Origin of the sequence: Nocardia seriolae NBRC 15557, from assembly GCF_007990715.1 — a bacterium.
Taxonomy (GTDB): Bacteria; Actinomycetota; Actinomycetes; order Mycobacteriales; family Mycobacteriaceae; genus Nocardia; species Nocardia seriolae.
Genome location: NZ_BJWY01000085.1, coordinates 1 through 26,994 on the forward strand (window position 1 = coordinate 1; position 26,994 = coordinate 26,994).

The following is a 26,994-nucleotide window of genomic DNA, read 5'->3' on the forward strand; positions in this document are numbered from 1 at the left end:
CGACACTAGGCTCCGGAAGTAGACAGTCCCGGCCATTCACCCGAAGGTTCGCGGCCCGTCTCGTTCTGGACTGAGCGGAGCGGGGGAGCGAAGCGGAGGAGCGGAGGGAGGGAAGAACGAGACCTCCAGGGCCGCGAACCCGCCCGGAGCGAAGCGGAGGGCAAAATAAACACCGTGGCGAAATTACGGCAGCGGGAATCCTTTCGGGCCCAGCTGGACAAGAAGCCGGGCGAGGTCGCGTCGATGTTCGACGGCGTTGCCAAGCGGTACGACATCACCAATACGGTGATGACCGGTGGTATCGACCGCTATTGGCGGTTGATGACCCGGAAGGCGCTGGCGCTGCGGCCCGGTGAGCGGGTGCTGGATCTCGCGGCGGGGACCGGGGTTTCGACCGTCGAGCTGGCCAAGTCCGGTGCCTGGTGCCTGGCCGCCGATTTCTCCCAGGGCATGCTCGCGGCGGGGCGCTGGCGGAATGTGCCGATGGTCGCGGGCGATGCCATGGCCCTGCCCTTCGCCGACGACTCCTTCGACGCGGTCACCATCTCCTACGGGCTGCGCAATGTCTCCGACCCGGATCTGGCGCTGCGGGAGATGCTGCGGGTCACCAAGCCCGGTGGCCGGTTGGTGGTGGCGGAGTTCTCCACGCCGACCCTCGCGCCGTTCCGGACGGTGTACATGGAGTACCTCATGAAGGCGCTGCCGCAGGTGGCCAGCGCGGTGAGCTCCAATCCCGACGCCTACGTCTACCTGGCCGAGTCGATCCGGGCGTGGCCGAACCAGCCGCAGTTGGCCGTGCGCATCGCCGACGCGGGCTGGTCATCGGTCAAGTGGCGCAATCTCACCGGCGGGATCGTGGCCCTGCACCGCGGCTACAAGCTGGGCTGAACCGCGCCGCCGAGCCGTGGCATTGCTCACGACAATGGCCTGACCTGGGCCTCACAGCCGAAAAATCCAACTGTGAGGCCGATTGTCATCTGGCGATAACGTTCGGTAAATCGCCCGCAACCCGGGCTGGTTTAACTCGGAACCATGCCGGAACAGACCACTCCCCCGACGAGCACCCGGACCGCGTGCTCGTACTGCGGGGTGGGCTGCGGCATCACCGTCGAGACCGAGCCGGACGCCCGCGGGCTACCCGTGATCACCAAGGTCAAGGGCGACAAGGCACACCCCGTCAATGCCGGGCGACTGTGCACCAAGGGCAATACGCACGCCGAGATGATGGCCGCACCCGGCCGCATGGAGACCGCCTACCGCCGCCCCGAGCGCGGGCAGCCGCCGGTCCCGATGCCGGTCGACGAGGCGATTCACGAAGCCGCCGAACGACTTCGGGTGATTCTCGACATATACGGACCGGACGCCATCGCGCTCTACGTGTCCGGGCAGATGTCGCTCGAGGCCCAGTACCTCGCCACCAAACTCGCCAAGGGCCACCTGCGCACCGTGCACATGGAGGCCAATTCGCGGCTGTGCATGGCCAGTGCGGCCGGCGGCTACAAGCTCTCGCTCGGCTCGGACGGGCCGCCCGGGTCCTACGACGATCTCGATCACGCCGACCTGTTCTTCGTGATCGGCGCGAATATGGCCGACTGCCATCCGATCCTGTTCCTGCGTATGGCCGATCGGCTCAAGGCGGGCGCGAAGCTGATCGTGGTGGATCCGCGCCGCACCGACACCGCCGCGCGCGCCGATCTGTTCCTCCAGATCAAACCGGGAACCGATCTCGCCCTGTTGAACGGGCTGCTGCACCTGCTGATCGAGAACGGCGCGATAGACGCCGAATTCATCGCCGAGCACACCGAGGGCTTCGACGCCATGCCGGAGTTCCTGTCCGGATACACCCCGGAGCTGGTCACCGAGGTGACCGGCATTCCCGAGGCAGATATCCGCACCGCCGCCGAGTGGATCGGCGCGGCGGGCGAGTGGATGTCGCTGTGGACCATGGGGATCAACCAGTCCACGCACGGCACCTGGTCCAGCAACGCCATCATCAACCTGCACCTGGCCACCGGCGCGATCTGCCGCACCGGCAGCGGGCCGTTCTCGCTCACCGGGCAGCCCAATGCCATGGGCGGGCGCGAAATGGGTTACATGGGACCGGGATTGCCGGGACAGCGCAGCGTGCTCTCCGACGCCGACCGGGCCTTCGTGGAGGCCGAGTGGGGGCTGGAGCCGGGCACCATCCGCGCCGAGGCGGGACCCGGATCCATCGAGATGTTCCGGGGGCTGGCCGACGGCCGGATCAAGGCGTGCTGGATCGTGTGCAGCAATCCCGTTGCCTCCATGGCGAATCGGCGCACCGTCATCGCCGGGCTGGAGGCCGCGGAGCTGGTGATCGTCCAGGACGTGTTCACCGACACCGCCACCAATGCCTATGCCGATCTGCTGCTGCCCGCCACGCTGTGGGCCGAGGCCGACGGCGTGCAGGTGAACTCGGAACGCACGCTGACGCTGCTGCGACACTCGGTGGAACCGGTCGGCGACGCGCGACCGGACTGGCAGCTCATCGCGGAAATGGCCAGGACCCTGGGCTTCCCGGGCTTCGAGTACTCCTCCAGTGCCGAGATCTTCGACGAGCTGCGGCGTTTCGCCAATCCGGCCACCGGCTACGACCTGAGCGGCATCGACTACGAGCTGCTCGCCGACGGTCCCGCGCAGTGGCCGTGCCCCGATCCCGCCGTGCGCCGCAACCCCATCCGCTACCTCAACGACGGTGTCAGCCAGACCCGGTACACCGACGCCGACGGCCACACCCCCCGGCTGGCGTTCGCCACCCCCAGCCGCCGGGCCGTCTTCTGGCCGCGCCCGCACCTGCTGCCCGACGAGATGCCCGACGAGGACCACCCGTTCGTCCTCAATACCGGCCGCCTGCAACACCAGTGGCACACCATGACCAAGACCGGGAAGGTGGCGAAACTGAACAAGCTGAACGGCAGGCCCTTCCTGGAGGTCCACCCGGACGACGCCGCGCAACTCGACGTGCGCGAGGGTGACCAGCTCGAGATCGCCTCCCGCCGCGGCCGCGCGGTCCTGCCCGTGCAGATCAGCGACCGGGTCCTCCCGGGCACCTGCTTCGCACCCTTCCACTGGAACGACGAACAGGGCGAATACCTGACCATCAACGCCGTCACCAACGACGCCGTCGACCCGATCTCCCTGCAACCGGAGTTCAAGGCGTGCGCCGTCCGCCTGCGCAAGGTCGCGGCCCTGCGCGTGGACACACCGGAACTCGGCACCGTCGACGGCGGCCACCCCGGCACTGCCGCCGATCCGCTTCCGGCGGAACACGATCCGGCGGCGAGCGACGCCGTTCCGGGAGCCACGCATTCGGCCGGGGCGCATCCGCTGGCGAGCATGCTGGGGCTCGACGGTTCCATCGCACCGACGCTCAGCGAGGTCGAGCGCATCTATCTCGGCGGGTATCTGGCGGCGCTGCAGAGCCTGCCGGTGACCGGGGTGCCGGTGCTGCCGGTGACCGCGCCCATCTCCGAGCGCAGCCGACTCTGGATCGACGGCCTGCTGGGCGGGATGTACTCGCGCGGAGCGCATCTCGGTGCACCGGCGCTCGAGGCCGGTGGGCCGGACGGGTCCGCCGCCGCCGGGGATTCGACCGCGACGCGCATCGTGACGGTGCTGTGGGCCTCGCAGACGGGTACGGCCGAAGATCTGGCGGCGGCCCTGGTGACCTATCTGGTCGATTCCGGGTTCATTCCGCGGCTGCTGGACATGGATTCGGCCGAATTGTCGGATCTCGCGGGTGACGTGCTGGTCATCAGCAGTACTTTCGGCGATGGCGGGCCGCCCGACAACGGTGCGGATTTCTGGGAACGCCTGAACGACAGCGCGATCCGGCTGACCGGCATGCGGTACGCGGTCTTCGCGCTGGGCGACTCGTCATATGACGACTTCTGCGGCCACGGCCGGAAACTGGACGAGCTGTTCGCGCAGCGCGGCGCCACCCGGCTATTGGCCCGCGTGGACAGCGAGCCCGACCACGAGGACCTGTCGGCGACCTGGTTCGACGACGTCATCACCAGCCTCGCCGCCGCGTTCGACACCGCCGCGCCGCCGGAGGTCCCCGGCATCGACGGAGCGCCGGGTAGCCAGGAGCCGCGCGACGGGTCCGGCGGCGCGTCCTCGATTCCCCCGGGCGGGCCGTTCGGGATCAGCAACGACGTCCTGGCGGATTCCTCCGCCGCGCGCGGCCGGAATCCCGGGCCCCACACGCATCCCTCGGCGTGGGCTTTCCCGCCCTCGGGACCGAATTCCCCCGGATCGAGCGTCCCCGATACGCGAGCGGGCAACGGCTCGACGCGACAGTTCGGCCCCGGCACCGGAGCGCCCGAGCGAGTCGGCGCTGTCACCGCGCCGGGCTTTGCGCCGGGACGGGCGCGCACCATCACCGCCGCGCCCTTCACGCGCAATGCGCCGCTGCTCGCGAAACTCGTTCGCAATGAGCCATTGTCGAGTGCGGGCTCCGAGAAGGAGGTGCGGCAGTTCGGGTTCGACCTGAGCGATCTGGAGGCCACCTACGAGGTCGGGGATTCGCTGGGCATCCGGCCCGCGAATTGCGAAGCGCTGGTGTCGGAATGGCTCGAGGTCACCGGGCTGGACGGGCGGCGGATCATCGACGTCGAGGACGGCGAGCTGACCCTGGCCCAGGCGCTGCGCACGCACTACGACATCACGCGGGTGAGCGCGGACCTGTTGTCCTTCGTGGCCGAGCGCAATGCCAGCCCACGGCTGGGCAAGCTGCTGCGCCGCGACAACCGCAATGAGCTCGACGGGTATCTGTGGGATCGGCAGGCGGTGGATGTGCTGCGTGATTTCCCGGTGCGCGCCGATCTGGTGGAGTGGCTGGGCGCGCTGAAAAAGCTACAGCCGCGCCAGTATTCGATCTCGTCGAGTCCGCTGGTGAGTCCGCGCGAGGTGCAGTTGACCGTCGGCGTGGTGCGCTACGGCGATCCGGTGGACATCGGGTCGGCGGCCCGGCGCGGCGGGGTGTGCTCCACCTTCCTGGCCGATCGCGCCGCCGTCGAGGTGCCGATCTTCCTGCAGCGGGCGCCGCATTTCCGGCCGCCGCTGGATCCCAACGCGCCCATGATCATGGTGGGTCCGGGCACCGGGATCGCACCCTTCCGGGGGTTCCGGCAGGAGCGGCGCGCGCTCGGCTGCAAGGGCCGCAACTGGCTGTTCTTCGGCGATCAGCACGCGGCGGACAATTTCTACTACCGCTCCGAGCTCGAGGACATGTTCCGCTCCGGCTTCCTGACCCGGCTGGATCTGGCGTTCTCCCGGGATCAGCGGGAGCGGATCTACGTGCAGCACCGCATGATCGAGCACGGCGCGGAGCTCTGGGCCTGGTTGCGCGACGGCGGCCATTTCTACGTGTGCGGCGATGCCGCGCGCATGGCCAAGGACGTCGACGACACCCTGCTGCGGATCGCGCGGATTCACGGCAAGCTGAGCGAGGACGGCGCGCTGGCGTTCAAGAAGCAGCTGGTGGCGGAGAAGCGCTACGTGCGTGACGTGTACTGATCTCGCGGGACGGGTGTCGCGAATCCGGTCCCGCTGATCTGAAAACGTGATATTCCTGACGCCATGTCGGTCCGGATCAGTCGAATCACCGCGCGGTTGGCGGTAGCGGCCCTGGTGTCCGCCGCATCCCCGGCCCTGGGCGGGGTTCCCGCCGGAGCCGACACCCCCACCCTGTCCGGCGTCACGGTGCCGGAGCTGAAGACCGATGACGGTTCCTACATCCAGAACGTGGCCGCCCGCGACGATCACACCGTCACCTTCACCGTGTACTCCGCGGCCATGAACCAGGTCTTCCCGGTCGATGTGCTGCGCCCCGCCGACACCTCCGAGGCCCGTCCCACCCTCTACCTGCTCAATGGCGCGGGCGGCGGCGTGGACCAGGCCACCTGGCAATTGCGCACCGACGCACTGGATTTCCTCGCCGACAAGAACGTCAATGTGGTCCAGCCCATCGGCGGGGCCTTCAGCTGGTACACCGACTGGCTCTCGCCCGACAAGTCGCTCGGGGTCAACAAGTGGTCCACCTACCTCGGCAAGGAATTGCCGCCGCTGATGGACGCCGCCCTGGGCACCGACGGCGTCAATGCCATCGCCGGAATCTCCATGGCCGGTCTGCCCGTATTGAATTCGGTCATCTTCAATCCCGGGCTGTTCCGCAGCGCCGCCGTGTACAGCGGCTTCTTCCAGACCACCACGCCGCAGGGCCGGGAGTCCATCAAAATGGTCACCGAGCTCTACGGCGGCGGCAAGGTCGAGAACATGTGGGGGCCCGAGGGCGGGCCGCTGTGGGCCGCCAACGACCCCACCCTCAATGCCGAGAAACTGCGCGGCACCAACCTTTTCATCTCCACCGGCAATGGCATTCCCGGTGCCTTCGACGTCCCCGGCGCGCGCGGACGGATGGAGCGGCCCGCCGACACCGCCAAGGCGGTGGCCATCGGCTCGTTCATCGAGGCCAATGTGGAGCTGTCCACCTTCATCCTGCAGAAGCGGCTGGAATCGCTGAACATCCCCGCCACCTTCGAATTCCGCGACAGCGGTACCCACATCTGGGGCTACTGGCAGGACGATCTGAAGGCATCCTGGCCGGTGCTCGCGCAGGGGCTCTACTCGAACCCGTGATCGGTTACACCACGGGCGGATTGACGCGGGCGAATCCCTCCTGGCGGTAGTACGGGTAGTAGGGATACGGCGGTGTCACCGCACTCGCCTTGTCCAGGCGGGCGACCTGATCGGCATCCAGACTCCAGCCGACCGCGCCGAGATTCTGCCGCAGCTGTTCCTCGTCGCGCGCGCCGACGATGACGGTGGCCACCGTGGGCCGGCGCAACAGCCAGTTCAGGGCGATCTGCGGGACGGAACGACCGGTTTCGGCGGCGATCTCCTCGAGCACGTCGACGATGTCGTAGAGCCTCTCGTCGTCCACGGGCGGACCGGCGTCGGCGGTCTTGTGCAGGCGACTGCCCGCCGGAAGCGGCTGTCCGCGACGGATTCTCCCGGTCAGCCTGCCCCAGCCCAGCGGGCTCCACACCACCGCGCCGACGCCCTGATCCAGACCGAGCGGCATGAGCTCCCACTCGTAATCGCGCCCGACCAGCGAGTAGTAGACCTGATGCGCGACATAGCGGGTGAACCCGTACCGATCCGCGGCGGCAAGGGATTTCATGAGCTGCCAACCCGCGAAATTGGATGCGCCGACGTAGCGGATCTTGCCGGAACGCACCAGGTCGTCCAGGGCGGAGAGCACCTCCTCCACCGGAGTGCCCGCGTCGAAGGCGTGCAACTGGAACAGGTCGATGCGATCGGTGCCGAGCCGTCGCAGCGAGCCCTCGACCGCCGAAATCAGCCGGGACCGACCGGATCCCGCGTCGAACGGGCCGGGGCCGGTGGGCAGCGTCGCTTTCGTGGAGATCAGCAGTTGGTCCCGGCGACCCCGGATCGCCTCGCCCAGCACCTCTTCCGAGGCGCCGTCCGAATACACATCGGCGGTGTCGAACATGGTGACGCCCGCGTCCAGGCTGATATCCACCAGCCGCCGCGCCTGCCGGGCGTCGGTATCGCCCCAGGCGGAGAACAGTTCGCCGCGGCCGCCGAAGGTGCCCGCGCCGAAGCTCAAGGCGGGAACCAGCAGACCCGAAGCGCCGAGCCGACGGTATTCCATGACCACCACTCCTAACGGAACTACAGTTTCATTAACAATCGCGACGCTACACTCGTGCCATCGCAAATGGAACTGGAGACCCGTTATGAATCAGGACACAGCCGGACCGGGCTCGGTCCGCCCGGGCGGCCGCACCGCCCGCGTGCGCGAGGCCGTGCTGCTCGCCGCCGGTGACCTGCTGGCCGAACGTGGCTTCGCCACCCTCGATCTCGCCGAGGTGGCCGCGCGCGCCGAGGTCGGCAAGACCACCGTCTACCGCCGCTGGCGCACCCCCGCCGGACTGGTCGCCGACCTGCTGCTGGAAATGGCGGAAACCTCACTGCCCCACAGCGATACCGGCACCCTGCGCGGCGACCTCCGCGAGAACGCCCGCCTGGTCGGCAAGACCCTCACCGACCCCCGCCAGGGCCGCCTCTTCCGCGCCGTCATCGCCGCCGCCACCAGCGACGACACCGCCGCCGCGGCCCTGCGCGCCTTCTATGACACCCGCCTGTCCGAATGGTCCCCCTGCGTCGAGGCCGCCGTCTCCCGCGGCGAGATCCCGCCCGAAACCGACCCCCGCGCAGTCCTTTCCGCCGTCTCCGCCCCGCTCTACTACCGCCTGCTCGCCAGCGGCGACCCGGTCGACGAGGCGGCGATCACCGCCGCCGCCGAGGCCGCCGCCCTGGCCGCCGAACAGGGCGTATTCACCACCGCCGCACTCGAATCCGCCGATTGACCGCCCGATCCGGGAGCCGTCGGCCCGCACGCACCACCCCTCGCCGGGCGTGCGGGCCGCGACGTTCGCCGGATCCTGCGCGGGCTTCAGTCCGCCGCCCAGGCCGGATCGCGGCCGGTCAGTCCGAGCACCCGGTCGAGGAGTGGCGCTTCGGCGGGGATGTCGATCACGGGACCGAACAGGCCGGGGATGCCTTCACGCGGGGTGTCGCGCAGGAACCCGAGCAGGATCGCCAGATCCGGTTCGGCCGGGGCATAGGGCGCTCCGATCGCGCGGGCCAGATCCCAGCCGTGGATCACCAGTTCGTCCAGGGCGAAGATCGCCATCTGCGGCGCGGGTGCGACCGCCCCGCCGACCTCGGTGTCACCCTCCCAGGCGTCGGGCTCCCGCCAGGCCGCGACCAGCGACTTCAGCTGGGCCGGAATGCGATCGCGCCAATCCTGCGCGAGCGAGGATCCGGGTTCCGGCGGCTGGGAACGCCCGAGCAGCTCCTTGGTCGCGCCCAGGCGGAAGGCCTCGGTGAAGCCCTGCACGTGGGCGACCATGTCGCGCACGGTGATGCCCGAGGGCGTCGGGCGCTCGCAGTCGGCCTCGGCGACGGCGGCGACGACCGCCTCCACGGCAGCGGCGGCGGCTTCCAGATCGAAGGCCGGTGTGGTCATGGTTCCTCCAGCGGGCATGCCGAACCATCGGTGCGGCCCGGTCATCGATGAGGACGACGCGGGGCCGCGGAATTCATCGCGGAGCCCTCGAAATGTGCTTGCACCCCCGCGTCGCAACCGGTTCGTTAGGCGGTATCAGCGGCGAAAGATGCTGGTAGGGAGGAGAATTGATAGATGAAAGGTGATCGCGTGGAGATCGTCGTCGATACCGGCGACGGGTCTCGGAACTACGAAATTATCGCGACCAGAGCGGGCCGCCGCGTCGAGACGCGCATCGCGCGCGGAATAGTCGAGGTCAGCGAAGTGACCAGAACCGGGAGCTCGGTACGCACTGCCCGATTCCTGGCGGGGCGGGTGCTGTCACTGGTCGAGTACCCCGCAGACGATGGAGCCCTACCCGGCGAGTGATGCCGGACGGTTGCCCGAGAGGTGAAACGGGGGCATTCTCGACAGTGTCCGCCGCCCGCTCGGCAGAGAGGAGCATCCGATGATCGATCGCATCGACGAAGTGCCCGAGGCCGACTCCGTGGAGCAGTCCATTCCCGCCTATCCGGCGGATGACGCGCTCGACTCCGATTCCGAAATCACCGAAGTCCCCGCCGGAGACAATGGCTGGACCGCCTCCGAGGGAGACCTCGTCGAACAGTCCATCCCCGTCCCCCTGGACGACGACCGCGACGAGAGCGCCGGCAGCGATTACTGACCGGCGCCCCTTCGCGAGCAAGCTGATTCGCGACTCCCGCGCTAATTCGAGACGCCCGCACGCACCGTGGCGTGCAGCTCCCGCAGGCTCGACCGCTCGGTGGCGACCTCGAGCACGCGAATGCCGTGGGCGCTGCCGCTCAGCTCGGCGGCCAGCTGTGCCGGATCGACCTGGCGGTGCGGAATCCGGTAGGCGGCGCACAGCGCTGCCAGGTCCATGCCGTGCGGGGTGCCGAAGACCCGCTCGAACACGCCCGCGTACTGCGGATCGCCCTGTTCCAGGAGTTCGAAGATGCCGCCGCCGTCGTCATTGGCGACCACGATGGTGAGATCTTCGGGCCGCGGCTCGCCCGGGCCGATGAGCAGGCCGGACGCGTCGTGCAGGAAGGTCAGATCGCCCATCAGCGCGACCGTGCGGCCGGGATGGGTGAGCGCCGCGCCGACCGCCGCCGACACCGTGCCGTCGATCCCGGCCACGCCGCGATTGGACAGCACCCGGATGCCGGGCCGCGGATGCGAGACCAGGGCCGCGTCGCGGACCGGGTTCGACGCGCCGAGCAGCAGCTGATCGCCCTCACGCAGCGCGTCCATGACCACCGCCGCGACGTGCAGACCGGTCGGCTTCGGATGTCCGGCCAGCTCGGCCCGGACCACCGTGACCGCCTTCTCGTTCAGATCCCGGCACAGCTCGAGCCACTCCGGTCGGGGCGCGCCGTGGGTGACCGCGCGGGTGCCGGTCCCGACCACATTGCCCGACACATCGGGCCAGCGCGGACCGGTGGTCAGCGCGAACACCGTGACCTCCGGATCCGCCAGCACCCGCGACACCTGCCGGTGCAGGGTGGGACGGCCGGTGATGATGGCCTGCTTGGGCCGCAGCAGCGGCAGCGCCAGCGGATGCAGCGCCGGACCGTGCATGGGCGCGGTGGGCTCGGCGACCGTGGGCAGCGCCGCGAGTTCGGGCCGGTGCCCCGCGCCGTGCCCGGAGATGACCACCGTGTCCGGGGTCAGGTCGATATCCAGGGGCACGTCCAGGGTGGCGTATTGCGTTGCCGTCCAGGGCCGTTCGCCGTCCCGCCCGGCGGGCAGCGCATCCCCGGCGGCCAGGTCCGGGACCAGCGGTTCGCGCAGCGGGATATCGAATTGCACGGGTCCGGCATTGCCGGAGCGGGTGCCGCGGGCGGCGGCCAGCACCCGGCACACCGCCGAACGCCACACGCTGTTCTGCTTGGCGTACAGCTCGTCGCCGCCGTCGGCCTCGGCCAGCCCGAGACCGATGGCGGCACGCACCTGGCTGCCGAAGAGGCCGAACTGTTCGACGGTCTGGTTCGCGCCGGTGCCCAGCATCTCGTAGGGCCGGTTGGCGCTGAGCACGATCAGCGGAATGCGGGCGTAGTTGGCCTCCAGCACGGCCGGGCCCAGATTCGCGACCGCGGTGCCGGAGGTCATGACGACGGGCACCGGGCGGCCACTCGCGGCGGCCAGGCCGACGGCCAGGAAGCCCGCGGTGCGCTCGTCGATGCGCATGTGCAACCGGATGCGTCCTGCCTGGTCGGCCGCCTGTAATGCGAAGGCCAGCGGCGCGTTTCGCGATCCGGGGCACAGGACGACGTCCCGGACTCCGCCGCGCGGGAGCTCGTCGACAACGACGTGCGCCTGAGCAGTCGAAGGATTCACCCCCACAGCCTCTCAGACAGCCGCCCGGAGCGCTCCGTCACCCCGATCACACCTATGCTGGAAAGTTAGGGTTTGCTAACCTAAGCGAATGGCGAAGCGCAGCAAGCATGTCAAGCCCGAGCACCGCGAGATCCTCACCGCGGAGGTCCTGGCCAGCAAACGAATCAGCCCCAATTTCGTCCGCGTCACGCTGGGCGGCACGGGACTCGCGAACTTCACCGCCATGGGATTCGACCAGTGGTTCCGGCTCTTCATGCCCGGGCGCGACGGGAGTCTGAAGCTGCCCACCTCCTCGACCAATCTCGGGTGGTTCGCCCAGTACCTCATGATGGGCAAGGAGCATCGGCCACTGGCGCGCAACTACACGGTGCGCGACTACCGGGCCGCCGGTTTCGGGGAGTTCGGCAGCACGGCCGAGATCGACGTCGACTTCGTCTCGCACGGGGACGGCAGCCCGGCCTCGGCCTGGGCGAACAATGCCACGCCCGGCTGCCAGGTCGGCCTGCTGGACGAGGGCATCACGTATCAGGCTCCGGACCACAGCGATTGGACGCTGTTGGTGGGCGACGAGAGCGCGCTGCCCGGCATCGCGGGCGTGCTGCGGTCGCTGCCGCGCGGGGCGAAGGGCGCGGCGTACATCGAGATTCCGTCCGCCGAGGACCGGCAGGAACTGGGCGAACCCGAGGGCGTGCAGGTGAATTGGCTGGCCCGCACGGACGCGCACGTGGAGGTCGGGGCGCTGGCCGCGGAGGCGGTGCGACAGGCGGAACTGCCCGGCACGGGCGTCTACGCCTTCATCGCGGGCGAGCAGAAATTGGCCGCGGGGGTGCGGCGGCACCTGGCACAGGAGCGCGAAATCCCCAAAGCGGACATCACTTTCACCGGCTACTGGCGAGTCGGCAAGTCCCAGGGCTGAATTCGAAGAGAAAAGCGAGTGCCCGGGAACCACCTCGCGGGCATTCGCATCACCGCGCCTTGGCGCGCGGACATTCACCGAGACTGTTCGCGGCCCCTCGCCGGGCCGCGAACCGGTCGGTCGTTATTACCCGGCGTGCTTCTGCACCAGGTCACCCAGGCGCGGAAGAGCCTCGGCGACATGCTTCTTCGCCGACGAGCGCATGGAGTTGTAGACCTTGGTCAGTGCCGGGCGCGAGGACGCCTCGGCCCGTGCGTCGGTCACCGACAGCAGCGCGTCGGCCACCTCGTCCTGCTTGGACACCAGCAGATCGGCGAACGAGCCCGAGCCGCCGTTCTGGTACTCGACCCAGTACGGCTCGAGCTGCTCGACGAACTTGGGCGCGAAGGACTCCAGCGCGTCGCCCACGATGGACGGGCTGACCTTCTTGATCGCGGCATAGCCGCCCTTGACGACGAGGCCCGACGCGCCGCCCTTGTCCGACACCTCCTCATCCAGAACCGTAACGGCGTCGGCGATGAAGGCCGGACGCTTGGCGTCATCGAGCAGGGATTCAGACAGTGCTGCAACCACTTTCAGGTTCCTCCGGATAGTTTTTCGATGAACGAGCGCACGCAACTATACGCACCGGTGTCCCCGCACACACGATGCCAACGCGCTGCTACTGCCACAGCAGCAACAGCACTGTAAGCCCTCCGCAATCGATTGGCAGCGTTTCACTTTCGGTGACCGATCGGTAGGCATTCGGGAGCGCCGAGTAGCAAGCGACCGACCGAGGGTCCGGGCAACCCCGCCCGCTAATAATCAGCGCCCTTGTCGGATGGCCGAATTCCGCCGCCGGGCTTTCACGTGACGCATAAAACACCCCGCCGAACTGCGGTGGGCCTTCACCATCGGGCGGGCCGGAGAAGTATGTTCACTCCCGTGACCTTCAATGCGACGCTGTGGCGGCCCGTTCCGGGATTCGAGAACCTCACCGACATCACGTACCACCGCCACATCGAGCAGGGCACGGTACGGATCGCCTTCGATCGTCCCGAGGTACGCAACGCCTTCCGGCCGCACACCGTCGACGAGCTCTACCGCGCCCTCGACCACGCCCGCATGACCCTCGACGTCGGCGCGGTCCTGCTCACCGGGAACGGCCCCAGCCCGAAGGACGGCGGCTGGGCCTTCTGCTCCGGCGGCGACCAGCGCATCCGCGGGCGCAGCGGCTACCAGTACGCCTCCGGCGAGACCGCCGACACCGTGGATGTCGCCCGCGCCGGGCGGCTGCACATCCTCGAGGTGCAGCGGCTCATCCGCTTCATGCCCAAGGTGGTCATCGCACTGGTGAACGGCTGGGCCGCGGGCGGCGGGCACAGCCTGCACATGGTGTGCGACCTCACCCTGGCCTCGCGCGAGCACGCGCGGTTCAAGCAGACCGACGCCGACGTGGGCAGCTTCGACGCCGGGTACGGCAGCGCCTACCTGGCCAAGATGGTGGGGCAGAAGTTCGCGCGCGAGATCTTCTTCCGCGGGCGGCCCTACACCGCGGAGGAGATGCACCAGATGGGTGCGGTCAACGCGGTGGTGGATCACGAGCAGCTCGAGGATGTCGCGCTGGAGTGGTCGGCCGACATTCTCGGCAAGTCGCCGCAGGCCATCCGAATGCTGAAGTACGCCTTCAACCTCCAGGACGACGGACTGGTCGGCCAGCAGCTCTTCGCAGGTGAGGCGACCCGCCTGGCCTACATGACCGACGAGGCCGTCGAGGGTCGTGACGCGTTCCTCGAGAAGCGCCAGCCCGATTGGAAGCCGTACCCGTACTACTTCTGATTTCCGGCAGGGGCAAACGTCCGGCTGTCATGCTGCACTCATGGAGATACTGAGCAGTCGGGTGATCCTGCGGCCGCGTGACTACGAGCGGACCCTGGAGTTCTACCGCGATGCGCTGGGGCTGGCCATTGCCCGCGAGTATCCGGGTGGGACGGTCTTTTTCGCGGGGCAGTCGCTCATCGAGGTGGCCGGGCACGGGCGGGGCGCGGACGCGCCGAGCGGATTCGCGGGCGCCATCTGGTTGCAGGTGCGTGATTGTGACGACACCGCCGCGGAACTCGCGCTGCGCGGGGTCGCGATCGACCGCGCGCCCGAGCGCGAGCCGTGGGGACTGGTCGAAATGTGGGTCCGCGATCCCGACGGGGTGCCCCTGGTCTTCGTGGAGGTTCCGGCGAATCACCCGCTCCGGAGGGACATCCGGGGTGACTGATCACCCGCCCGCATGCCTTAGCACGAAGGTAACTGTGAAATACGTCCGGGGGCACCGGTTAACGGGGCGTCAAGGGTATAGCGCAGACTGATCGGTGTGTCTGCCGAACTGCTCGTTCTGCTGATCGTTGTTTGCACGGCCTTGGCGTTCGACTTCACCAACGGATTCCATGACACCGCGAACGCGATGGCCACCTCCATCGCCACCGGGGCGCTCCGGCCGCGTACCGCCGTACTCCTGTCCGGGGCACTCAACCTGATCGGCGCCTTCCTCAGCGTGGCGGTCGCCGCCACGGTCGCCGCCGGCATCGTGGACCTGTCGGAGGTGAGCGGGCGGGCGCTGCTCGACATCGTCTTCGCGGGTCTGGTCGGCGGCATTCTGTGGAATCTGTTCACCTGGCTGTTGGGTTTGCCGTCGAGTTCCTCGCACGCGCTGTTCGGTGGCCTCATCGGCTCCACCATCGCGGCGCTGGGCTGGCACGGCGTGATCTGGTCGGCGGGCAACAAGGGCGTGCTCGCCAAGATCATCATCCCGGCCCTGCTCTCCCCCATCGTGGCGGCGCTGGTGGCCTCCATCGCCTCCTGGGTGGTGTACCGGATCACCAAGGGCAGCAATGAGAAGACCGTGTCCCGCGGCTTCCGCTTCGGTCAGATCGGCACCGCTTCCCTGGTCTCGCTGGCGCACGGCACCAATGACGCGCAGAAGACCATGGGCATCATCTTTCTGGCGCTGATCGCGCACGGCAGCGCCAAGGCCAGCGATCCGCTGCCGCTGTGGGTCATCGTGTCCTGTGCGGTGGCCATGGCCGCGGGCACCTGCCTGGGTGGCTGGCGAATCATCCGCACGCTGGGCAAGGGCCTGGTCGACATCGCGCCGCCGCAGGGCTTCGCCGCCGAATCCACCAGTGCGGCGATCATTCTCACCTCGGCCCACTTCGGCCTGCCGCTGTCCACCACCCAGGTGGTGACCGGATCCATCCTCGGCTCGGGCATCGGCCGACCAGGCGCGGAGGTGCGCTGGGGCGTGCTCGGGCGCATGGTGACGGCCTGGGCGCTGACGCTGCCGCTGGCCGGTGCGGTGGGCGCGCTGTGCTGGGCCATCCTGCACGTGATCGGTGGCACGGCGGGTGTGCTGGTGGTGTTCGCGCTGCTGATCGTGATGGCCGCGCTCATCTGGTTCCGCTCCAAGCGCGCGGAGGTCAACTCGCACAACGTCACCGACGAGTGGGAGCCCGCCCCGGCCGCGACACCGCAGAACCGCGATGACGACCCCGCGGCCCGCGGCAATGACGACACCGCGGCCCGCCGCAATGACGACACCGTCGGAATCGGTTAGGAGACCGCGATGCACACGCTGCTGAACAACCTCTCCGACCTGTGGCGGGTCATGCTGGCCGCCTTGATCTTCGGGGCCGGGCTGCCGACCGTGTTCGCCGTCGGCATCCGCTGCCGCGCCCAGGTGGACGACGGCGCGACCGGCACCACCCGCACCGTCGCGCTGGTTGCGTCCACCCTGTGTTTCGCGGTGGTCATGATCGCGGTGGTGGTGGGTGTGCTGTTCATCGCAAAGGGCTTCCTGGCCACCCGACTCGGTATTCACCTGCTCGGCGCGTGACGCCGCCTGATCGAAAGGCACGCTCGTGAGCACCCCCGCACCATCGCCCGAACCCACCGCCGTCCCGCCGCGCACCAATGTGGCGCAGAAGGTGCTGGACTGGCTGAAAGCCGGATATCCGCAGGGCATTCCGCAATCGGACTACGTGGCGCTGCTGGCGGTGCTGCACCGGCGGCTCACCGACTACGAGGTGCACCTGGTGGTGGAACAGCTGATTCGCGAGCGAGTGGCGCCCGCGGACATCGATCGCACCGACATCGAGGCGGCCATTGCCCGAGTTGCCAAGGAGCAGCCCGGCGAGGACGATATCGCTCGGGTGGCCTCCAGGCTCGCAGCCGGTGGATGGCCGCTGGCGACACCGACGTCCAACTGACCGCACGAGACCCTGCAGCTATCGACTACCGGGCGCCGACCCCTCCGCGCGCCGCCACCCGACGGAATGACACGATCGCGAACGTGAGCAATACCCTCCGAATCCTTCCCATGCCCACCGGCGCAGCGGTGGGCGAAGTATTGCCGCATCTCCGAGAGGCCTTGGAGGGCAACGGTCCCGCCTGGCTTCCGGTTCCCACCGCCGACCGTCGCGAGACCCAGCGCCTGAGCGGCAGCCTGCGGCCCGGCGAGGAGATCGACGAGGACGTGGCCCTGGTGGTCACCACCTCGGGCACCACCGGAAACCCCAAGGGCGCCATGCTCACCCCGGCCAATCTCCGGGCCAGCGGCGACGCCACCCACGAGCGCCTGGGCGGTCCCGGGCAGTGGTTGCTGGCGCTGCCGACCCATCACATCGCGGGCATTCAGGTGTTGCTGCGCAGCATTCTGGCCGGGACCGAGCCGACGGTTCTCGATGTCTCCGGGGGCTTCCTGCCCGAGGCCCTGGTCGGCGCGATCGCGAGCATGCGCGGCGAGCGCCGCTACACCTCGCTGGTCCCGACCCAGCTCATCAAGGCCCTCGACGAGCCCGCCGCCACCGACGCGCTGGCCTCGCTGGACGGCGTCCTGGTCGGCGGGGCCGCCACGCCGAAGCCGGTCCTGGAACGCGCCCGCGCGGCGGGCATCACCGTGTTCCGCACCTACGGCATGAGCGAGACCTGCGGCGGCTGTGTGTACGAAGGAGTACCGCTGACGGGCACGGAGGTACGCATCGAGGACGGCCGGGTGCTGCTGGGCGGCGCCATGGTCGCCAAGGGCTACCGCAATATCCCCGACCACCCGGCCTTCGCCGAACCCGGCTGGTTCCGCACCGAGGACGCCGGCCACTTCGACAACGGCGTGCTCGCCATCACCGGCCGCCTCGACGAGGCCATCATGACCGGCGGCCTGCTGGTCATCCCCGAGGTGGTCGAGGCCGTCCTCATCACCCACCCGTCCGTCTCCGAGTGCGTCGTGCTCGGCCTCCCCGACGAACGCCTCGGCCAGCGCGTGGCCACCGCGATCGTTCCGGCCCCCGGCGCGACCGCCCCGACCCTCGACGAACTCCGCGACCACGTCGTCGCCGAACTCGACGCCATCGCCGCGCCCCGCGAACTCGCCGTGCTCGACGAACTCCCCCTGCGCGGCCCCGGCAAACCGGACCGGGCAAAGCTGCGCGAGTTGCTGCTCGCCGCCTCGCCGAACTGATTCGCCCCGGCCCCCATACGACGAGTGCCCCGCGAAAATCCGCGGGGCACTTCGCATTCGGGACAGTCTTCGATTCATCCGGCGTTTCGACTCCGGCTCAGGCGCGGGCCAGTTCTTCGGCCATGCGCGCCGTGATGACGGTCAGGACGCGGGCGGCGGTGGCCAGGTCTTCCGGGGAGACCGAGCCGTAGGCGGCGTCGACGATTCGGCCGGAGTCCGCGCGGACCCGGGCGACCAGCGCGCGGCCGGCGTCGGTGACCTCGATCCGATCCCCTTGCGACGCCAGCAGTCCGGTCTCCAGCAGTGCGGACACCGCGTCGGCCACGGACTCCGGGGTCCACCGGGTCATGGTCGCGATCTTGACGATGTGCTCGGCTCGGGCAACGGGAGCGCCGGCGGCCAGCGTCTGGTTCAGGGTGATCCACCGCTGCTCGTCGAGCGTGGTGCCCGACAGCACGCGGGACAGGATCGCGGCGTGGTGCTTCTCGGCCTGGCCGACGATCGCCGGGTTCAGGGTGGCGGTGGTGCTCATTTCGATCTCCTCGATCCATGGTGCCTCGGTGATGATTAGATTCTGACACTGAGTTCCATTCGTGCGCAAGTCCCAACCGGAACGTAGTTTTTTTAGCGACTCAGGCTCTATCGGGCTAGGATTCCGGCATGACCTCCGATGACCGCGCCCTCCCGCTGCGCGAACGCAAGCGGCTGCGCACCCGTCGCGCCCTCGCCGACGCGGCGCTGCGCCTTTTCACCGAGCAGGGTTTCGACGCCACCACGATCGAGCAGCTGGTCGACGAGGCGGAGGTCTCGCGCAGTACGTTCTTCCGGGCCTTCCCCGCCAAGGAGGCCGTGGCCATCGAGGCCGAGACTGAGCTCTGGTCGAATTACCTTGCCGCACTGGCTGATCGGGAGCTTTCTGGTCCGACCCTGACCGCGTTGCGGGATACCCTCACCCGGTCCACCGCCGACCTGCCCGAGGATTGGGATCAGCGCTACATCGCCACCCGGCGGCTGGTGCTCACCGCGCCCGCGCTCATGGGGCACGTCGATTACTACCGCTCGGGCGTCGAGAAGCAGGCGGTGACCCTGATCCGGGGCAAGCTCGGGCTCGCGGCCGACGATCTGCGGCCGCACATCCTGACCGAGCTGACCACCACCGCGTGGAGCATCGCGGGCCGGGCCTGGATGTACGACGACGGCAAGGGCGGGCGGGCCGCGCTGCTGGACGGGCTGCACCGGGCGTTCGCCGCGATCCCGGCCGCCCTGGAGCTGTCGGCCTGACCGGTCGCCGACGCAAGAGGCGCTTGCGCGGAGCACGCAATCGCGGCGCAAGGGGGGTGCAAGATCGGGCCCGCAAGGTGTAGCCATGACTTCTTACACACCTGCTGAGGCACTCGCCATCGAGGCGGACGGCCGGGTCAAGGTCTTCGGGGAGCAGCGGGCCGTTGACGGCGTGAGTCTCGCGGTGCCGCGGGGGGCTGTCTACGGCGTGCTCGGACCCAATGGAGCCGGCAAGACCACCACCATCCGCATGCTCGCCACCCTGTTGCGCCCGGACGGCGGCAGCGCCCGGATCTTCGGCCACGACGTGGTGGCCGAGCCGACGGCGGTGCGGTCGCTGATCGGCGTCACCGGCCAGTACGCCTCGGTCGACGAAAAGCTTTCGGCCACCGAGAATCTGATCATCTTCTCGCGGCTGCTGGGCCTGTCCAAGACCGAGGCGCGGCGCAAGTCGGCCGAACTGCTCGAGGAGTTCGGGCTGACCGAGGCCGCCGACAAGGCCCTGGAGAACTTCTCCGGCGGCATGCGCCGGCGTCTGGATCTGGCCGCCAGCCTGATCTCCCGGCCGCCGCTGCTGTTCCTGGACGAGCCGACCACCGGCCTGGACCCGCGCACCCGCGCCCAGATGTGGGACACCATCCGGCGGCTGGTGCGGGAGGGCTCGACGGTGCTGCTCACCACGCAGTACCTGGACGAGGCCGACCAGCTGGCCGACCGGATCGCGGTCATCGACCGCGGCCGGGTCATCGCCGACGGCACCTCCGACGAGCTCAAGTCCTCGGTCGGCCTGTCCGCGCTGCAGCTGACGCTGGCCGAGCGGGACCGCATCGAGGAGGCCCGGGACCTGGTGGGCGAGATGCTCTCCCGCGCGGCGGGCCGGATCGTCGAGGCCACCATCACCCCCGAGGCGGGGCGCATCACCGCTCCCCTGCCCGACCCCTCCATCACCACCGACATCCTGATCCGGTTGCGCGAGCACGACATCCGGGTCGACGAGATCAATGTCGCCAAGCCGAGCCTGGACGAAGTGTTCTTCGCACTCACCGGGCACGCCGCCGAGGACGACACCGAGACCGAACGGAGCGCGGCATGACCACGACTCTCACCGCCCCTGCCACCGGGCGGCACGCGGCCGCGGCCGCGCCCATTCCCGAAGTCAGCAACCACATTCCGCTGAAGCAGACCGTGGCGAATTCGCTCACCATGGCCTACCGCGGCATTCTCAAGATCAAGCACAATCCGGAGCAGCTGTTCGATGTCACCGTGCAGCCCATCCTGTTCACCGCGCTGTTCGCCTATATCTTCGGCGGCGCGATCGGCGGCAATGTGCACGACTACCTGCCCATCCTGATCCCCGGCATCCTGGTGCAGACGGTGGTGCTGACCTCGGTCGTCACCGGCACCCAGCTGCGCGAGGACATGGACAAGGGCGTGTTCGACCGGTTCAAATCCCTTCCCATCGCCCGCATTTCGGCGCTGGCGGGTGCGCTGATCGCCGATATGGTGCGCTACGCACTGGCCACCACCCTGACCATGGGTATGGGCCTGCTGCTGGGCTACCGCCCGGCGGGCGGCGTCATGGGCGTGGTGGTCGCGGGTCTGGTCGTGGTGTTCTGCTCGTTCGCGGTGAGCTGGATCTGGGCCCTGGTCGGCATCACCGGCAAGAGCGCGGCGGCGGTGCAGGGCATCTCCATGATGATCATGTTCCCGCTGACCTTCATGTCCGGCGCGTTCGCCCAGGTGTCGACCATGCCCGGCTGGCTGCAAGGCATCAACAAGGCGAACCCGATCTACTACATGGTCAATGCGGCCCGTGAGCTGATGAACGGCAATGTCTACAGCTCCAACCTGGCCTGGTCGCTGGTCGGCTCCATCGTGGTGATCGCGATCTTCGCCCCGCTCGCGGTGAAGGCGTACATGCGGCGCGCGTAACCCGCGCCCGTCGCCCCGCGGTTGGGACGCCCCGCCCTTCGAGAAATCGATGGGCGGGGCGTTTCTGTTATGGTCGGTGCGGTGAATCCCGCTCCCGCCTCCTTACGCCGAAGGTCCATTCGGCTGTACTGGGGCGTGCTTTTCACGAGCGTGGCGATTGTCATGGGTCTCACCGCCGCCATTGCGGGATGGGGTTCGTCACAGCGGATTTCACTGCTCGAATCGAATGCGCCGACGGCGGTCACCGCCGATTACGCACAGGCGACGCCGGATTCCGGGCGGGGACAGGCCGTCGATCTCGTGCCGTCGTGCCGCAAGCAGGAGCGTCCCGCATCCGATCCCACCGGCACGCTCGCCGTGCCGCCGCGCGCCATCGGTGACCAGCTGGTCGCCGATTGTTTCGCGATCGCACCGGAATTCACCACACCGCAGCGGTTCTCGCTCGGAAAGCAGCCCAGAGCGCCCACCCTGCCGGTGGCGGCTCCGCATCTGACGGCCGTGCTGATCATTTAGACCCCCTGAATGATCCAGCACCTTTTCGTCATTCTCGATGCAGCCGTTGAGGAGTGCTCGCATGTCCCGAAAACTGAAGAATTCCACCGCTAGAAAATCTTTCGCCGGGCTCGCCATCGTGGCGGCCATCGGCCTTCTCGTCATTGCCGCGATTCAAATGCTGGGCGATGACAAGAAATCCGACGGGTCGTCGACCGCGGCCACCGAGACCAATCCCATGTACGCGGAATTGGCGAAGACGGCCAAGCGCGACGCCGACGATCCGCTGGCTCTGGGCCGGGCCGACGCCCCGGTCGTGATGGTCGAATACTCGGATTTCCAGTGCCAGTTCTGCAAGGTCTTCGCCACCAAGATCGAGCCGCAGCTCATCGCCGACTATGTCGACAAGGGTGTGCTGCGCATCGAATGGCGCAGCATGGCGATCTTCGGACCGGAGTCCGAGGACGCCGCCCGCGCCGCGTGGGCGGCCGGACAGCAGGGCAAGTTCTGGGAGTACCACCGGGCGCTGTTCGACAACGCGCCCGAGAAGAAGAACACCGGCGTGTTCACCCGCGACAAGCTCGTCGAATTGGCCGGTGCCGCAGGCGTTCCCGATATCGCGAAGTTCCGTGCCGATCTGGAGTCCCCCGCCGCCACCGCGGCCGTGCAGGCGAATGTGAACGAGGGCATCGGGATCGGCGTCAATTCGACCCCGGCGTTCCTCATCAACGGCCGCCCGATCCTGGGCACGCAGCCGATCGAACAGTTCCGCGCCGCCATCGAGGCCGCGCGCGCCACCGCCGGGCAGCCCACCGGCGCCGCCGGGAAGGCCACGGAATGACCGGCGGCATCGGCTTCTTCGCCGCCTTCCTGGGCGGCCTGCTGGCTCTGTTGAGCCCGTGCAGCGCGCTGCTGCTGCCCAGCTTCTTCGCCTATTCCTTCGAATCCCAGGGCAAGCTGCTCGCCCGCACCGGCCTGTTCTACCTGGGCCTGTGCACGACCTTGATCCCCCTCGGCGCGGCGGGTTCGCTGGCCGGGCGGCTGCTGGTCGGGCAGCGGGAACTGCTGATCGCCATCGGCGGCTGGACCATCATCGCGCTGGGCGTGGTGCAGATCCTGGGCCGCGGTTTCGCTTTCGGCTTCGCCCAGCGCGCGGCCGCCAAGCAGGGCCGCCCCGAGCAGGCGGGCGCGGTGTACCTGCTGGGCCTGGTCTACGGCCTGGCGGGTTTCTGCGCGGGCCCGATCCTGGGCTCCATCCTCGCGGTGGCGGCGGTCGGCGGTTCCCCGGTGCACGGCGGGCTGCTGCTCGCGGTCTACGCCCTGGGCCTGGCCGCCCCGCTGTTCGTGCTGGCCTCACTGTGGGATCGCTTCGACCTGGGTAAGCGAAAGTGGCTGCGCGGCCGCACCTTCCACCTGGGCCGCGTCGAACTGCACACCACCTCGGTGCTGTCGGGCCTGTTCTTCATCGCCCTCGGCGCGCTGTTCCTGGTCTTCGACGGCACCGCCGCCCTGCCCGGAATCCTCAGCGCCGACACCGAATTCGCCATGGAGAACAAGGTGCGCCAACTCGGCGACCTGGTCTCGAACACCGCGGTGCTGCTGATCCTCGCGGCGGTCGCGCTGGGCGTGCTGGCCTGGCGGATGCTGCGCACCGGTCCGACCGAACCCGATCAACCCGGCCCGCATTCCCCGCACACCGAGGACGACCGCGTCGAAACCCGCTGAGCCGCACCGGCTCGGGGCATCCCGGCCGGGACCTCAGCGCGGCCCGGCCAGGGCACGGAAGTGCTCGCGGATGCGGTCGGCGGCCGGTCTGCGCCCCAGACCGGCCACCGCGGCCTGCGCGGCGGCGATCCGTTCGGGACCGAGGAGTGGGCGGTGCAGATCCAGGTGCCGTCGCCACTGCATGACCGGGTAGTCCTGGCGGCCGAAGACCCGCTGCGCCAGCACGATCAGCTCCAGGCCACGCTCGAGGTCGCAGCCGGTGGCGAGCAGGTGGGTGCCGACGGCACAGCTCATCGCGCCGATCTGCGGCAGATCCCAGAACTGCTCGCCCAGGACGCCGACCACGTTCTCGACGAGTTCCGAAGTGATCCGGCCCACCTGGTCGGCCCGCCGGTGCAAGACGTGCGCGTCGATGGTCGCCGATACATAGATCAACGTCGCCGGGCCCGGAGTGCCGATGTCATTGGGCCAGTCCATAAGCGCGGGCAACTGCTGGAATCGGCGCAGTCCGGTGTCGATATTCCCTTCCACGAGTGCGATTTCCGCCAATGCGGCCACCACGGCGGCCATCCGATGGTTGGGCCGGGTGACCGGAGCGTCGACGGGCAGCTCGCCGATCACCGCGAGCGCGGGCTCGAGCGCCTGCCGAGCCGCGGCGGGTTGTCCGGTACCGGCCAGCGTGATCGCCAGGAAGCTGCGCATCTCCGCGGCTTCGTCCCAGGCCCGCAGTTCCTCCACCGTATCGACGGCACGCCGGTAATACCCGACCGCCTCGGCATAGCGTGCCGACTGGCCGTACATGCTGCCCAGGTGCTGGGCGGTCATGGTGGTGCCCCAGGCGTCGCCGTCGCCGCTGATGCGCATGGCCATCTCGGCGTCCTTGATCGAGCGGTACACGATGCCGTTGTTCTCGCACAGGTTCGCGCGCAGCAGCAGGGCCGCGATCTGGATCTGCTCTTCCGGGGAACGGATGCCCGCGCTCAGCATGCGGCCCAGCTGCGTGGTGTTGCGCGGCCGGGTGGCCAGTTCGGCGACATACCGTGCGGCCGGGCGCATCGGCGCTCCCGAGGCCAGTATCCGGCGCAGTGTGGCCCGCACCCGCGCGACCGGGCGCATGTCGGTCCCGCCGAACGTCAGATGCAGGCCGATCATGAGCTGGCCGTAGATGTAGAGGTCGGTCTCGGCCGGGTCGGACGGGAAGGTGTCGGGCGGCAGGGCCAGGACGCGCGGCAACCAGCCGATCAGCTCGGAGTGCGCGCCACGCTGCAGCCACAGCCCGGCCAGGACGGGGAACACCGTGTGCACCGTTCCGACATCGCGCCGATCCAGGGCGGAGCGCAGCACGGCGATCAGATTGTCCATTTCCGCGCCCACGCCCAGCACCACCGACACCTGTTCGGGCGTGTGATACCGGCGGGCCGTCTCCAACGCGAAGTCCCTGGCCCACTTCGACATTCGGGTCATGATCAGGTCGGCCTCACCGGTGTGGCGCAGCTGTTCCTCGCCGAATTCCCGGACCGTCTCCAGCATGCGGTAGCGGGTGCCGCCCGTCTCGTCCTCCAGCACCGTCAGCAGCGACTGGCTCACCAGGCCGTCGACCGCCGTTGCGGGATCGTCGATCTCGGGTCCGGCCAGCAGGCACTCGGCGGCGGGCAGCGTGAATCCCGCCGGGAATCGGCACAATCGGCGCAGCGCCGACCGCTGCGATTCGTCGAGCAGGTTCCAGCTCCACTCGATGACAGCGTGCAGCGTGCGATGGCGTTGCGGCGAACTGCGATCTCCACTGCGCAGCAGGGCGAATCGGTGGTCCAGGCGGGAATCGATCTCCTCGACGCTCATGGTGCGCACCCGCGCCGCGGCGAGTTCGATGGCCAGCGGCAGTCCGTCGAGAGTGCGACAGAGCCGGGCCACCACCTCCGGGTCCAGCCGCACCGACGGGCGCACCGCCCGAGCGCGCGCTTCGAACAGATCGGTCGCGGGGGAACCGGCCGCGTCAATGGTCAACGGCGGCAAGGGATAGACGGTCTCGGCGGTGATCTCCAGCGGTGCGCGGCTGGTGGTGAGCACCGTCAGCTGATTGCTCACGCCGACCAGGTCCGCCACCACCTCGGCCACCGGCTCGATCAGATGCTCGCAATTGTCCAGAATCAACAGCGTCGGGCGCACCGCCAGCGCCTCGCGCAGCTTCTGGCGGATATCGCGGCCGTGTATCGGCCGCAGTATCGCCGGGTCACGCATGATGTCGGCCACGCCCAGGGTGGCCGCGATGGCCGTCTCGATCTCGAGCCGGGTATCGGCCGCGCTGTCCGAATCCGTGCGCAGCGAAGCCAATTCCACCAGGGCCACCGCGTTCTCGTGAGCCAGCCGCGCGCCCAGCTCGTTCGCGATCCGGGTTTTCCCGGTCCCACCCGGCCCGAGCACGGTGACCACCCGCGAGGACCGCAATGACGCCTCCAGCGCCGCCAGATCGGACTCCCGGCCCAGCAGCGGATTCGGTGCCGCACGCAGCCCGATCGCGTTCTCGCTCAACAGCTCCCGAGCCTCCGCGGCTCCGGCCATCCCAGCCGAACCCGCCACCCGGCCCGGCGAGCGCACCCGGCCCGCGTCGCCCGACCCGGGCGAACGCCCCGCCGCGGACAGTTCCCCCCGCGCACCAGGAGCTTCCGAAATCACGTAGGGGCGCCCGTCGATCGATGCCGTCTCCACAGGATACGAGGAATCAGCGGGGCCCAGGCCGCCCCAACCGGCCGGACCCGCGCCGGGCACCCCGGACAGACCTCGTCGCGCCGGGCCGGCGGCCGCATCCGGACGACCGCTGACGCCGCCGTTCACGGGGAGCCCAGCCGCGCCGTCGGCGGTACCGGACTCGGTGAATGCCGCCGAATATCCCCGCGCGACACCACTGTCCGACGGCGATGCGGTCGGACCCGCTCCGCGCGCGCCACCCGGTCCGGGCAGCGGTTCACCGCGCAGGATGGCGGTATTCAAGGCGACCAGCGCCGGACCCGGGTCCGCGCCGAGGTGGTCGACCAGCCGGGTGCGGAGGGTGGCGAATACGTCGAGGGCCTCGTTGGTGCGGCCCGCCGCGGCGAGCAGGCGCATGAGGGTGGCGTGGGCGGGCTCGTCGAACTGGTCCGCGGTGACGGCGTGCTGGGCCAGCTCGATGGCGGCGGGCAGATCGCCGACGGCTTCGCGGGCCGACAGTTCCAGGACGTCCAGGGCACGGCGGCGGGTGGCGGCGAGGGTGGCGAGTTCCTCGGCGACCGGGCCGGGCGGGAGGTCGGCGGCGGGGTCGCCGCGCCACAGGGCGCGGGCGGCGGACAGCAGATCCAGGCAGGCGCGGTCGTCGCCGGCGGAATGGGCTTGGCGGGCTTGCCTTTCCAACTGCTGGGCCAGGGCCAGGTCGACCTGTTCGGGGGCGAGGACGAGCCGGTATCCGGCGGGGCCGATTTCGAGCGTGCCCTCGGGCAGCGCGGAGCGCAGGCGCGAGACCTGGGTGTGCAGCGCGTTCATGGGGGCGCGAGGCGGGTCCGCACCCCAGACGTCGTCGATGAGCGCCTGCGCGCCGCGGCTGCGACCGGGATGGGTGGCCAGCGCCGCCACCAGCAGTCGGGCCCGGGCCCCGGGTACGGCGGTGAGCACGCCGTCGCGGCGCAGCGCGATCTCGCCCAGCAGGGCCACCAGGGTCGAGTCGCCCACGTCCGC

At 69.3% G+C, this 26,994-nt stretch carries 25 protein-coding genes; 19 read left to right on the plus strand and 6 right to left on the minus strand.

Annotation, left to right across the window (positions count from 1 at the left end):
- The first annotated feature begins 174 nt into the window (after positions 1–174).
- The 3 genes from NS2_RS23515 to NS2_RS23525 all read left to right on the plus strand — a co-directional run bounded on the left by NS2_RS23515 (position 175) and on the right by NS2_RS23525 (position 6,663).
- Positions 175–888 carry a demethylmenaquinone methyltransferase gene (locus NS2_RS23515; protein ID WP_033089536.1) on the plus strand — a complete coding sequence of 238 codons (714 nt, stop codon included), beginning with the start codon at positions 175–177 and terminating at the stop codon, positions 886–888.
- A 144-nt stretch (positions 889–1,032) separates the two neighbouring features.
- Positions 1,033–5,541 (plus strand): bifunctional nitrate reductase/sulfite reductase flavoprotein subunit alpha, encoded by a 4,509-nt coding sequence (locus NS2_RS23520; RefSeq protein ID WP_033089537.1) that lies wholly within the window; start codon positions 1,033–1,035, stop codon positions 5,539–5,541.
- A gap of 63 nt (positions 5,542–5,604) precedes the next feature.
- Entirely contained in the window at positions 5,605–6,663 is a 1,059-nt protein-coding gene (locus NS2_RS23525; protein ID WP_081986127.1) for an alpha/beta hydrolase, read from the plus strand.
- Positions 6,664–6,667: 4 nt separating this feature from the next.
- On the opposite strand, the gene NS2_RS23530 is transcribed toward NS2_RS23525, so the two are convergent.
- Positions 6,668–7,702 carry an aldo/keto reductase gene (locus tag NS2_RS23530; protein ID WP_033089559.1) on the minus strand — a complete coding sequence of 345 codons (1,035 nt, stop codon included), beginning with the start codon at positions 7,700–7,702 and terminating at the stop codon, positions 6,668–6,670.
- A gap of 85 nt (positions 7,703–7,787) precedes the next feature.
- Between NS2_RS23530 and NS2_RS23535 the strand changes: the two genes are divergently transcribed.
- Positions 7,788–8,420: a TetR/AcrR family transcriptional regulator gene (locus tag NS2_RS23535; protein ID WP_033089538.1), complete on the plus strand. Its 633-nt coding sequence runs from the start codon at positions 7,788–7,790 to the stop codon at positions 8,418–8,420.
- 86 nt (positions 8,421–8,506) lie between these two features.
- On the opposite strand, the gene NS2_RS23540 is transcribed toward NS2_RS23535, so the two are convergent.
- Positions 8,507–9,082: a TIGR03086 family metal-binding protein gene (locus NS2_RS23540; protein WP_033089539.1), complete on the minus strand. Its 576-nt coding sequence runs from the start codon at positions 9,080–9,082 to the stop codon at positions 8,507–8,509.
- A gap of 189 nt (positions 9,083–9,271) precedes the next feature.
- Between NS2_RS23540 and NS2_RS23545 the strand changes: the two genes are divergently transcribed.
- The gene (locus NS2_RS23545; protein ID WP_033089540.1) at positions 9,272–9,490 is read left to right on the plus strand and encodes a DUF8836 family protein; all 219 of its coding nucleotides are present in this window, start codon (positions 9,272–9,274) and stop codon (positions 9,488–9,490) included.
- A 79-nt stretch (positions 9,491–9,569) separates the two neighbouring features.
- On the plus strand, positions 9,570–9,785 hold the full coding sequence (locus NS2_RS23550) for an Rv3202a family protein (RefSeq protein ID WP_033089541.1): 216 nt from the start codon (positions 9,570–9,572) through the stop codon (positions 9,783–9,785).
- Between the two features lie 41 nt (positions 9,786–9,826).
- On the opposite strand, the gene menD is transcribed toward NS2_RS23550, so the two are convergent.
- Positions 9,827–11,461, minus strand: a complete 1,635-nt coding sequence (gene menD, locus NS2_RS23555; protein WP_033089542.1) for a 2-succinyl-5-enolpyruvyl-6-hydroxy-3-cyclohexene-1-carboxylic-acid synthase — start codon at positions 11,459–11,461, stop codon at positions 9,827–9,829.
- Positions 11,462–11,549: 88 nt separating this feature from the next.
- On the opposite strand from menD, the gene NS2_RS23560 reads away from it, so the two are divergent.
- Entirely contained in the window at positions 11,550–12,377 is an 828-nt protein-coding gene (locus tag NS2_RS23560) for a siderophore-interacting protein (protein WP_033089543.1), read from the plus strand.
- A gap of 126 nt (positions 12,378–12,503) precedes the next feature.
- On the opposite strand, the gene NS2_RS23565 is transcribed toward NS2_RS23560, so the two are convergent.
- Positions 12,504–12,950: a DUF6918 family protein gene (locus NS2_RS23565; RefSeq protein WP_033089544.1), complete on the minus strand. Its 447-nt coding sequence runs from the start codon at positions 12,948–12,950 to the stop codon at positions 12,504–12,506.
- A gap of 351 nt (positions 12,951–13,301) precedes the next feature.
- On the opposite strand from NS2_RS23565, the gene NS2_RS23570 reads away from it, so the two are divergent.
- The 6 genes from NS2_RS23570 (at position 13,302) to menE (ending at position 17,859) form a co-directional block, all read left to right on the plus strand.
- Positions 13,302–14,195, plus strand: coding sequence for a 1,4-dihydroxy-2-naphthoyl-CoA synthase (locus tag NS2_RS23570; RefSeq protein ID WP_033089560.1), 894 nt, complete (start codon positions 13,302–13,304; stop codon positions 14,193–14,195).
- Between the two features lie 40 nt (positions 14,196–14,235).
- Positions 14,236–14,625, plus strand: coding sequence for a VOC family protein (locus NS2_RS23575; protein WP_033089545.1), 390 nt, complete (start codon positions 14,236–14,238; stop codon positions 14,623–14,625).
- Positions 14,626–14,721: 96 nt separating this feature from the next.
- The gene (locus NS2_RS23580) at positions 14,722–15,960 is read left to right on the plus strand and encodes an inorganic phosphate transporter (protein WP_045438701.1); all 1,239 of its coding nucleotides are present in this window, start codon (positions 14,722–14,724) and stop codon (positions 15,958–15,960) included.
- 9 nt (positions 15,961–15,969) lie between these two features.
- Positions 15,970–16,239 (plus strand): hypothetical protein, encoded by a 270-nt coding sequence (locus NS2_RS23585; protein WP_036546846.1) that lies wholly within the window; start codon positions 15,970–15,972, stop codon positions 16,237–16,239.
- A 25-nt stretch (positions 16,240–16,264) separates the two neighbouring features.
- On the plus strand, positions 16,265–16,612 hold the full coding sequence (locus tag NS2_RS23590) for a DUF3349 domain-containing protein (RefSeq protein WP_081986128.1): 348 nt from the start codon (positions 16,265–16,267) through the stop codon (positions 16,610–16,612).
- A gap of 110 nt (positions 16,613–16,722) precedes the next feature.
- Complete coding sequence (gene menE / locus NS2_RS23595; RefSeq protein WP_033089547.1) at positions 16,723–17,859, plus strand: o-succinylbenzoate--CoA ligase; 1,137 nt, start codon at positions 16,723–16,725, stop codon at positions 17,857–17,859.
- Positions 17,860–17,956: 97 nt separating this feature from the next.
- Here menE and NS2_RS23600 read toward each other — a convergent pair whose 3' ends face one another.
- Positions 17,957–18,391: a helix-turn-helix domain-containing protein gene (locus NS2_RS23600; protein ID WP_045438698.1), complete on the minus strand. Its 435-nt coding sequence runs from the start codon at positions 18,389–18,391 to the stop codon at positions 17,957–17,959.
- Between the two features lie 128 nt (positions 18,392–18,519).
- On the opposite strand from NS2_RS23600, the gene NS2_RS23605 reads away from it, so the two are divergent.
- The 6 genes from NS2_RS23605 to NS2_RS23630 all read left to right on the plus strand — a co-directional run bounded on the left by NS2_RS23605 (position 18,520) and on the right by NS2_RS23630 (position 23,289).
- A complete protein-coding gene (locus NS2_RS23605) occupies positions 18,520–19,140 on the plus strand; it encodes a TetR family transcriptional regulator (RefSeq protein WP_033089548.1) in 621 nt (206 codons plus the stop codon).
- 85 nt (positions 19,141–19,225) lie between these two features.
- Positions 19,226–20,233, plus strand: a complete 1,008-nt coding sequence (locus NS2_RS23610) for a daunorubicin resistance protein DrrA family ABC transporter ATP-binding protein (RefSeq protein ID WP_036546843.1) — start codon at positions 19,226–19,228, stop codon at positions 20,231–20,233.
- On the plus strand, positions 20,230–21,072 hold the full coding sequence (locus NS2_RS23615) for an ABC transporter permease (RefSeq protein ID WP_033089550.1): 843 nt from the start codon (positions 20,230–20,232) through the stop codon (positions 21,070–21,072). The genes NS2_RS23610 and NS2_RS23615 overlap by 4 nt, the downstream gene beginning before the upstream one ends.
- 81 nt (positions 21,073–21,153) lie before the next feature.
- Positions 21,154–21,585 (plus strand): hypothetical protein, encoded by a 432-nt coding sequence (locus NS2_RS23620; RefSeq protein WP_143837442.1) that lies wholly within the window; start codon positions 21,154–21,156, stop codon positions 21,583–21,585.
- A 61-nt stretch (positions 21,586–21,646) separates the two neighbouring features.
- Positions 21,647–22,405 carry a DsbA family protein gene (locus tag NS2_RS23625; RefSeq protein WP_033089552.1) on the plus strand — a complete coding sequence of 253 codons (759 nt, stop codon included), beginning with the start codon at positions 21,647–21,649 and terminating at the stop codon, positions 22,403–22,405.
- Entirely contained in the window at positions 22,402–23,289 is an 888-nt protein-coding gene (locus tag NS2_RS23630) for a cytochrome c biogenesis CcdA family protein (RefSeq protein ID WP_045438689.1), read from the plus strand. Before NS2_RS23625 ends, NS2_RS23630 begins: the two co-directional genes overlap by 4 nt.
- A 33-nt stretch (positions 23,290–23,322) precedes the next feature.
- Here the strand turns inward: NS2_RS23630 and NS2_RS23635 are convergent, their stop codons facing one another.
- A complete protein-coding gene (locus NS2_RS23635) occupies positions 23,323–26,988 on the minus strand; it encodes an AfsR/SARP family transcriptional regulator (RefSeq protein WP_228102605.1) in 3,666 nt (1,221 codons plus the stop codon).
- Positions 26,989–26,994: the final 6 nt, after the last annotated feature.

What these genes read in the sequence shown, in the direction of transcription:
- NS2_RS23605 (WP_033089548.1), top strand. Translation starts at nt 18,520, where the DNA reads ATGACCTCCGATGACCGCGCCCTCCCGCTGCGCGAACGCAAGCGGCTG.
- NS2_RS23520 (WP_033089537.1), top strand. Translation starts at nt 1,033, where the DNA reads ATGCCGGAACAGACCACTCCCCCGACGAGCACCCGGACCGCGTGCTCG.
- NS2_RS23525 (WP_081986127.1), top strand. Translation starts at nt 5,605, where the DNA reads ATGTCGGTCCGGATCAGTCGAATCACCGCGCGGTTGGCGGTAGCGGCC.
- NS2_RS23575 (WP_033089545.1), top strand. Translation starts at nt 14,236, where the DNA reads ATGGAGATACTGAGCAGTCGGGTGATCCTGCGGCCGCGTGACTACGAG.
- NS2_RS23625 (WP_033089552.1), top strand. Translation starts at nt 21,647, where the DNA reads ATGTCCCGAAAACTGAAGAATTCCACCGCTAGAAAATCTTTCGCCGGG.
- NS2_RS23610 (WP_036546843.1), top strand. Translation starts at nt 19,226, where the DNA reads ATGACTTCTTACACACCTGCTGAGGCACTCGCCATCGAGGCGGACGGC.
- menE (WP_033089547.1), top strand. Translation starts at nt 16,723, where the DNA reads ATGCCCACCGGCGCAGCGGTGGGCGAAGTATTGCCGCATCTCCGAGAG.
- NS2_RS23630 (WP_045438689.1), top strand. Translation starts at nt 22,402, where the DNA reads ATGACCGGCGGCATCGGCTTCTTCGCCGCCTTCCTGGGCGGCCTGCTG.
- NS2_RS23560 (WP_033089543.1), top strand. Translation starts at nt 11,550, where the DNA reads ATGGCGAAGCGCAGCAAGCATGTCAAGCCCGAGCACCGCGAGATCCTC.
- NS2_RS23600 (WP_045438698.1), bottom strand. Translation starts at nt 18,391, where the DNA reads ATGAGCACCACCGCCACCCTGAACCCGGCGATCGTCGGCCAGGCCGAG.
- NS2_RS23615 (WP_033089550.1), top strand. Translation starts at nt 20,230, where the DNA reads ATGACCACGACTCTCACCGCCCCTGCCACCGGGCGGCACGCGGCCGCG.
- NS2_RS23530 (WP_033089559.1), bottom strand. Translation starts at nt 7,702, where the DNA reads ATGGAATACCGTCGGCTCGGCGCTTCGGGTCTGCTGGTTCCCGCCTTG.
- NS2_RS23535 (WP_033089538.1), top strand. Translation starts at nt 7,788, where the DNA reads ATGAATCAGGACACAGCCGGACCGGGCTCGGTCCGCCCGGGCGGCCGC.
- NS2_RS23585 (WP_036546846.1), top strand. Translation starts at nt 15,970, where the DNA reads ATGCACACGCTGCTGAACAACCTCTCCGACCTGTGGCGGGTCATGCTG.
- NS2_RS23540 (WP_033089539.1), bottom strand. Translation starts at nt 9,082, where the DNA reads ATGACCACACCGGCCTTCGATCTGGAAGCCGCCGCCGCTGCCGTGGAG.
- NS2_RS23550 (WP_033089541.1), top strand. Translation starts at nt 9,570, where the DNA reads ATGATCGATCGCATCGACGAAGTGCCCGAGGCCGACTCCGTGGAGCAG.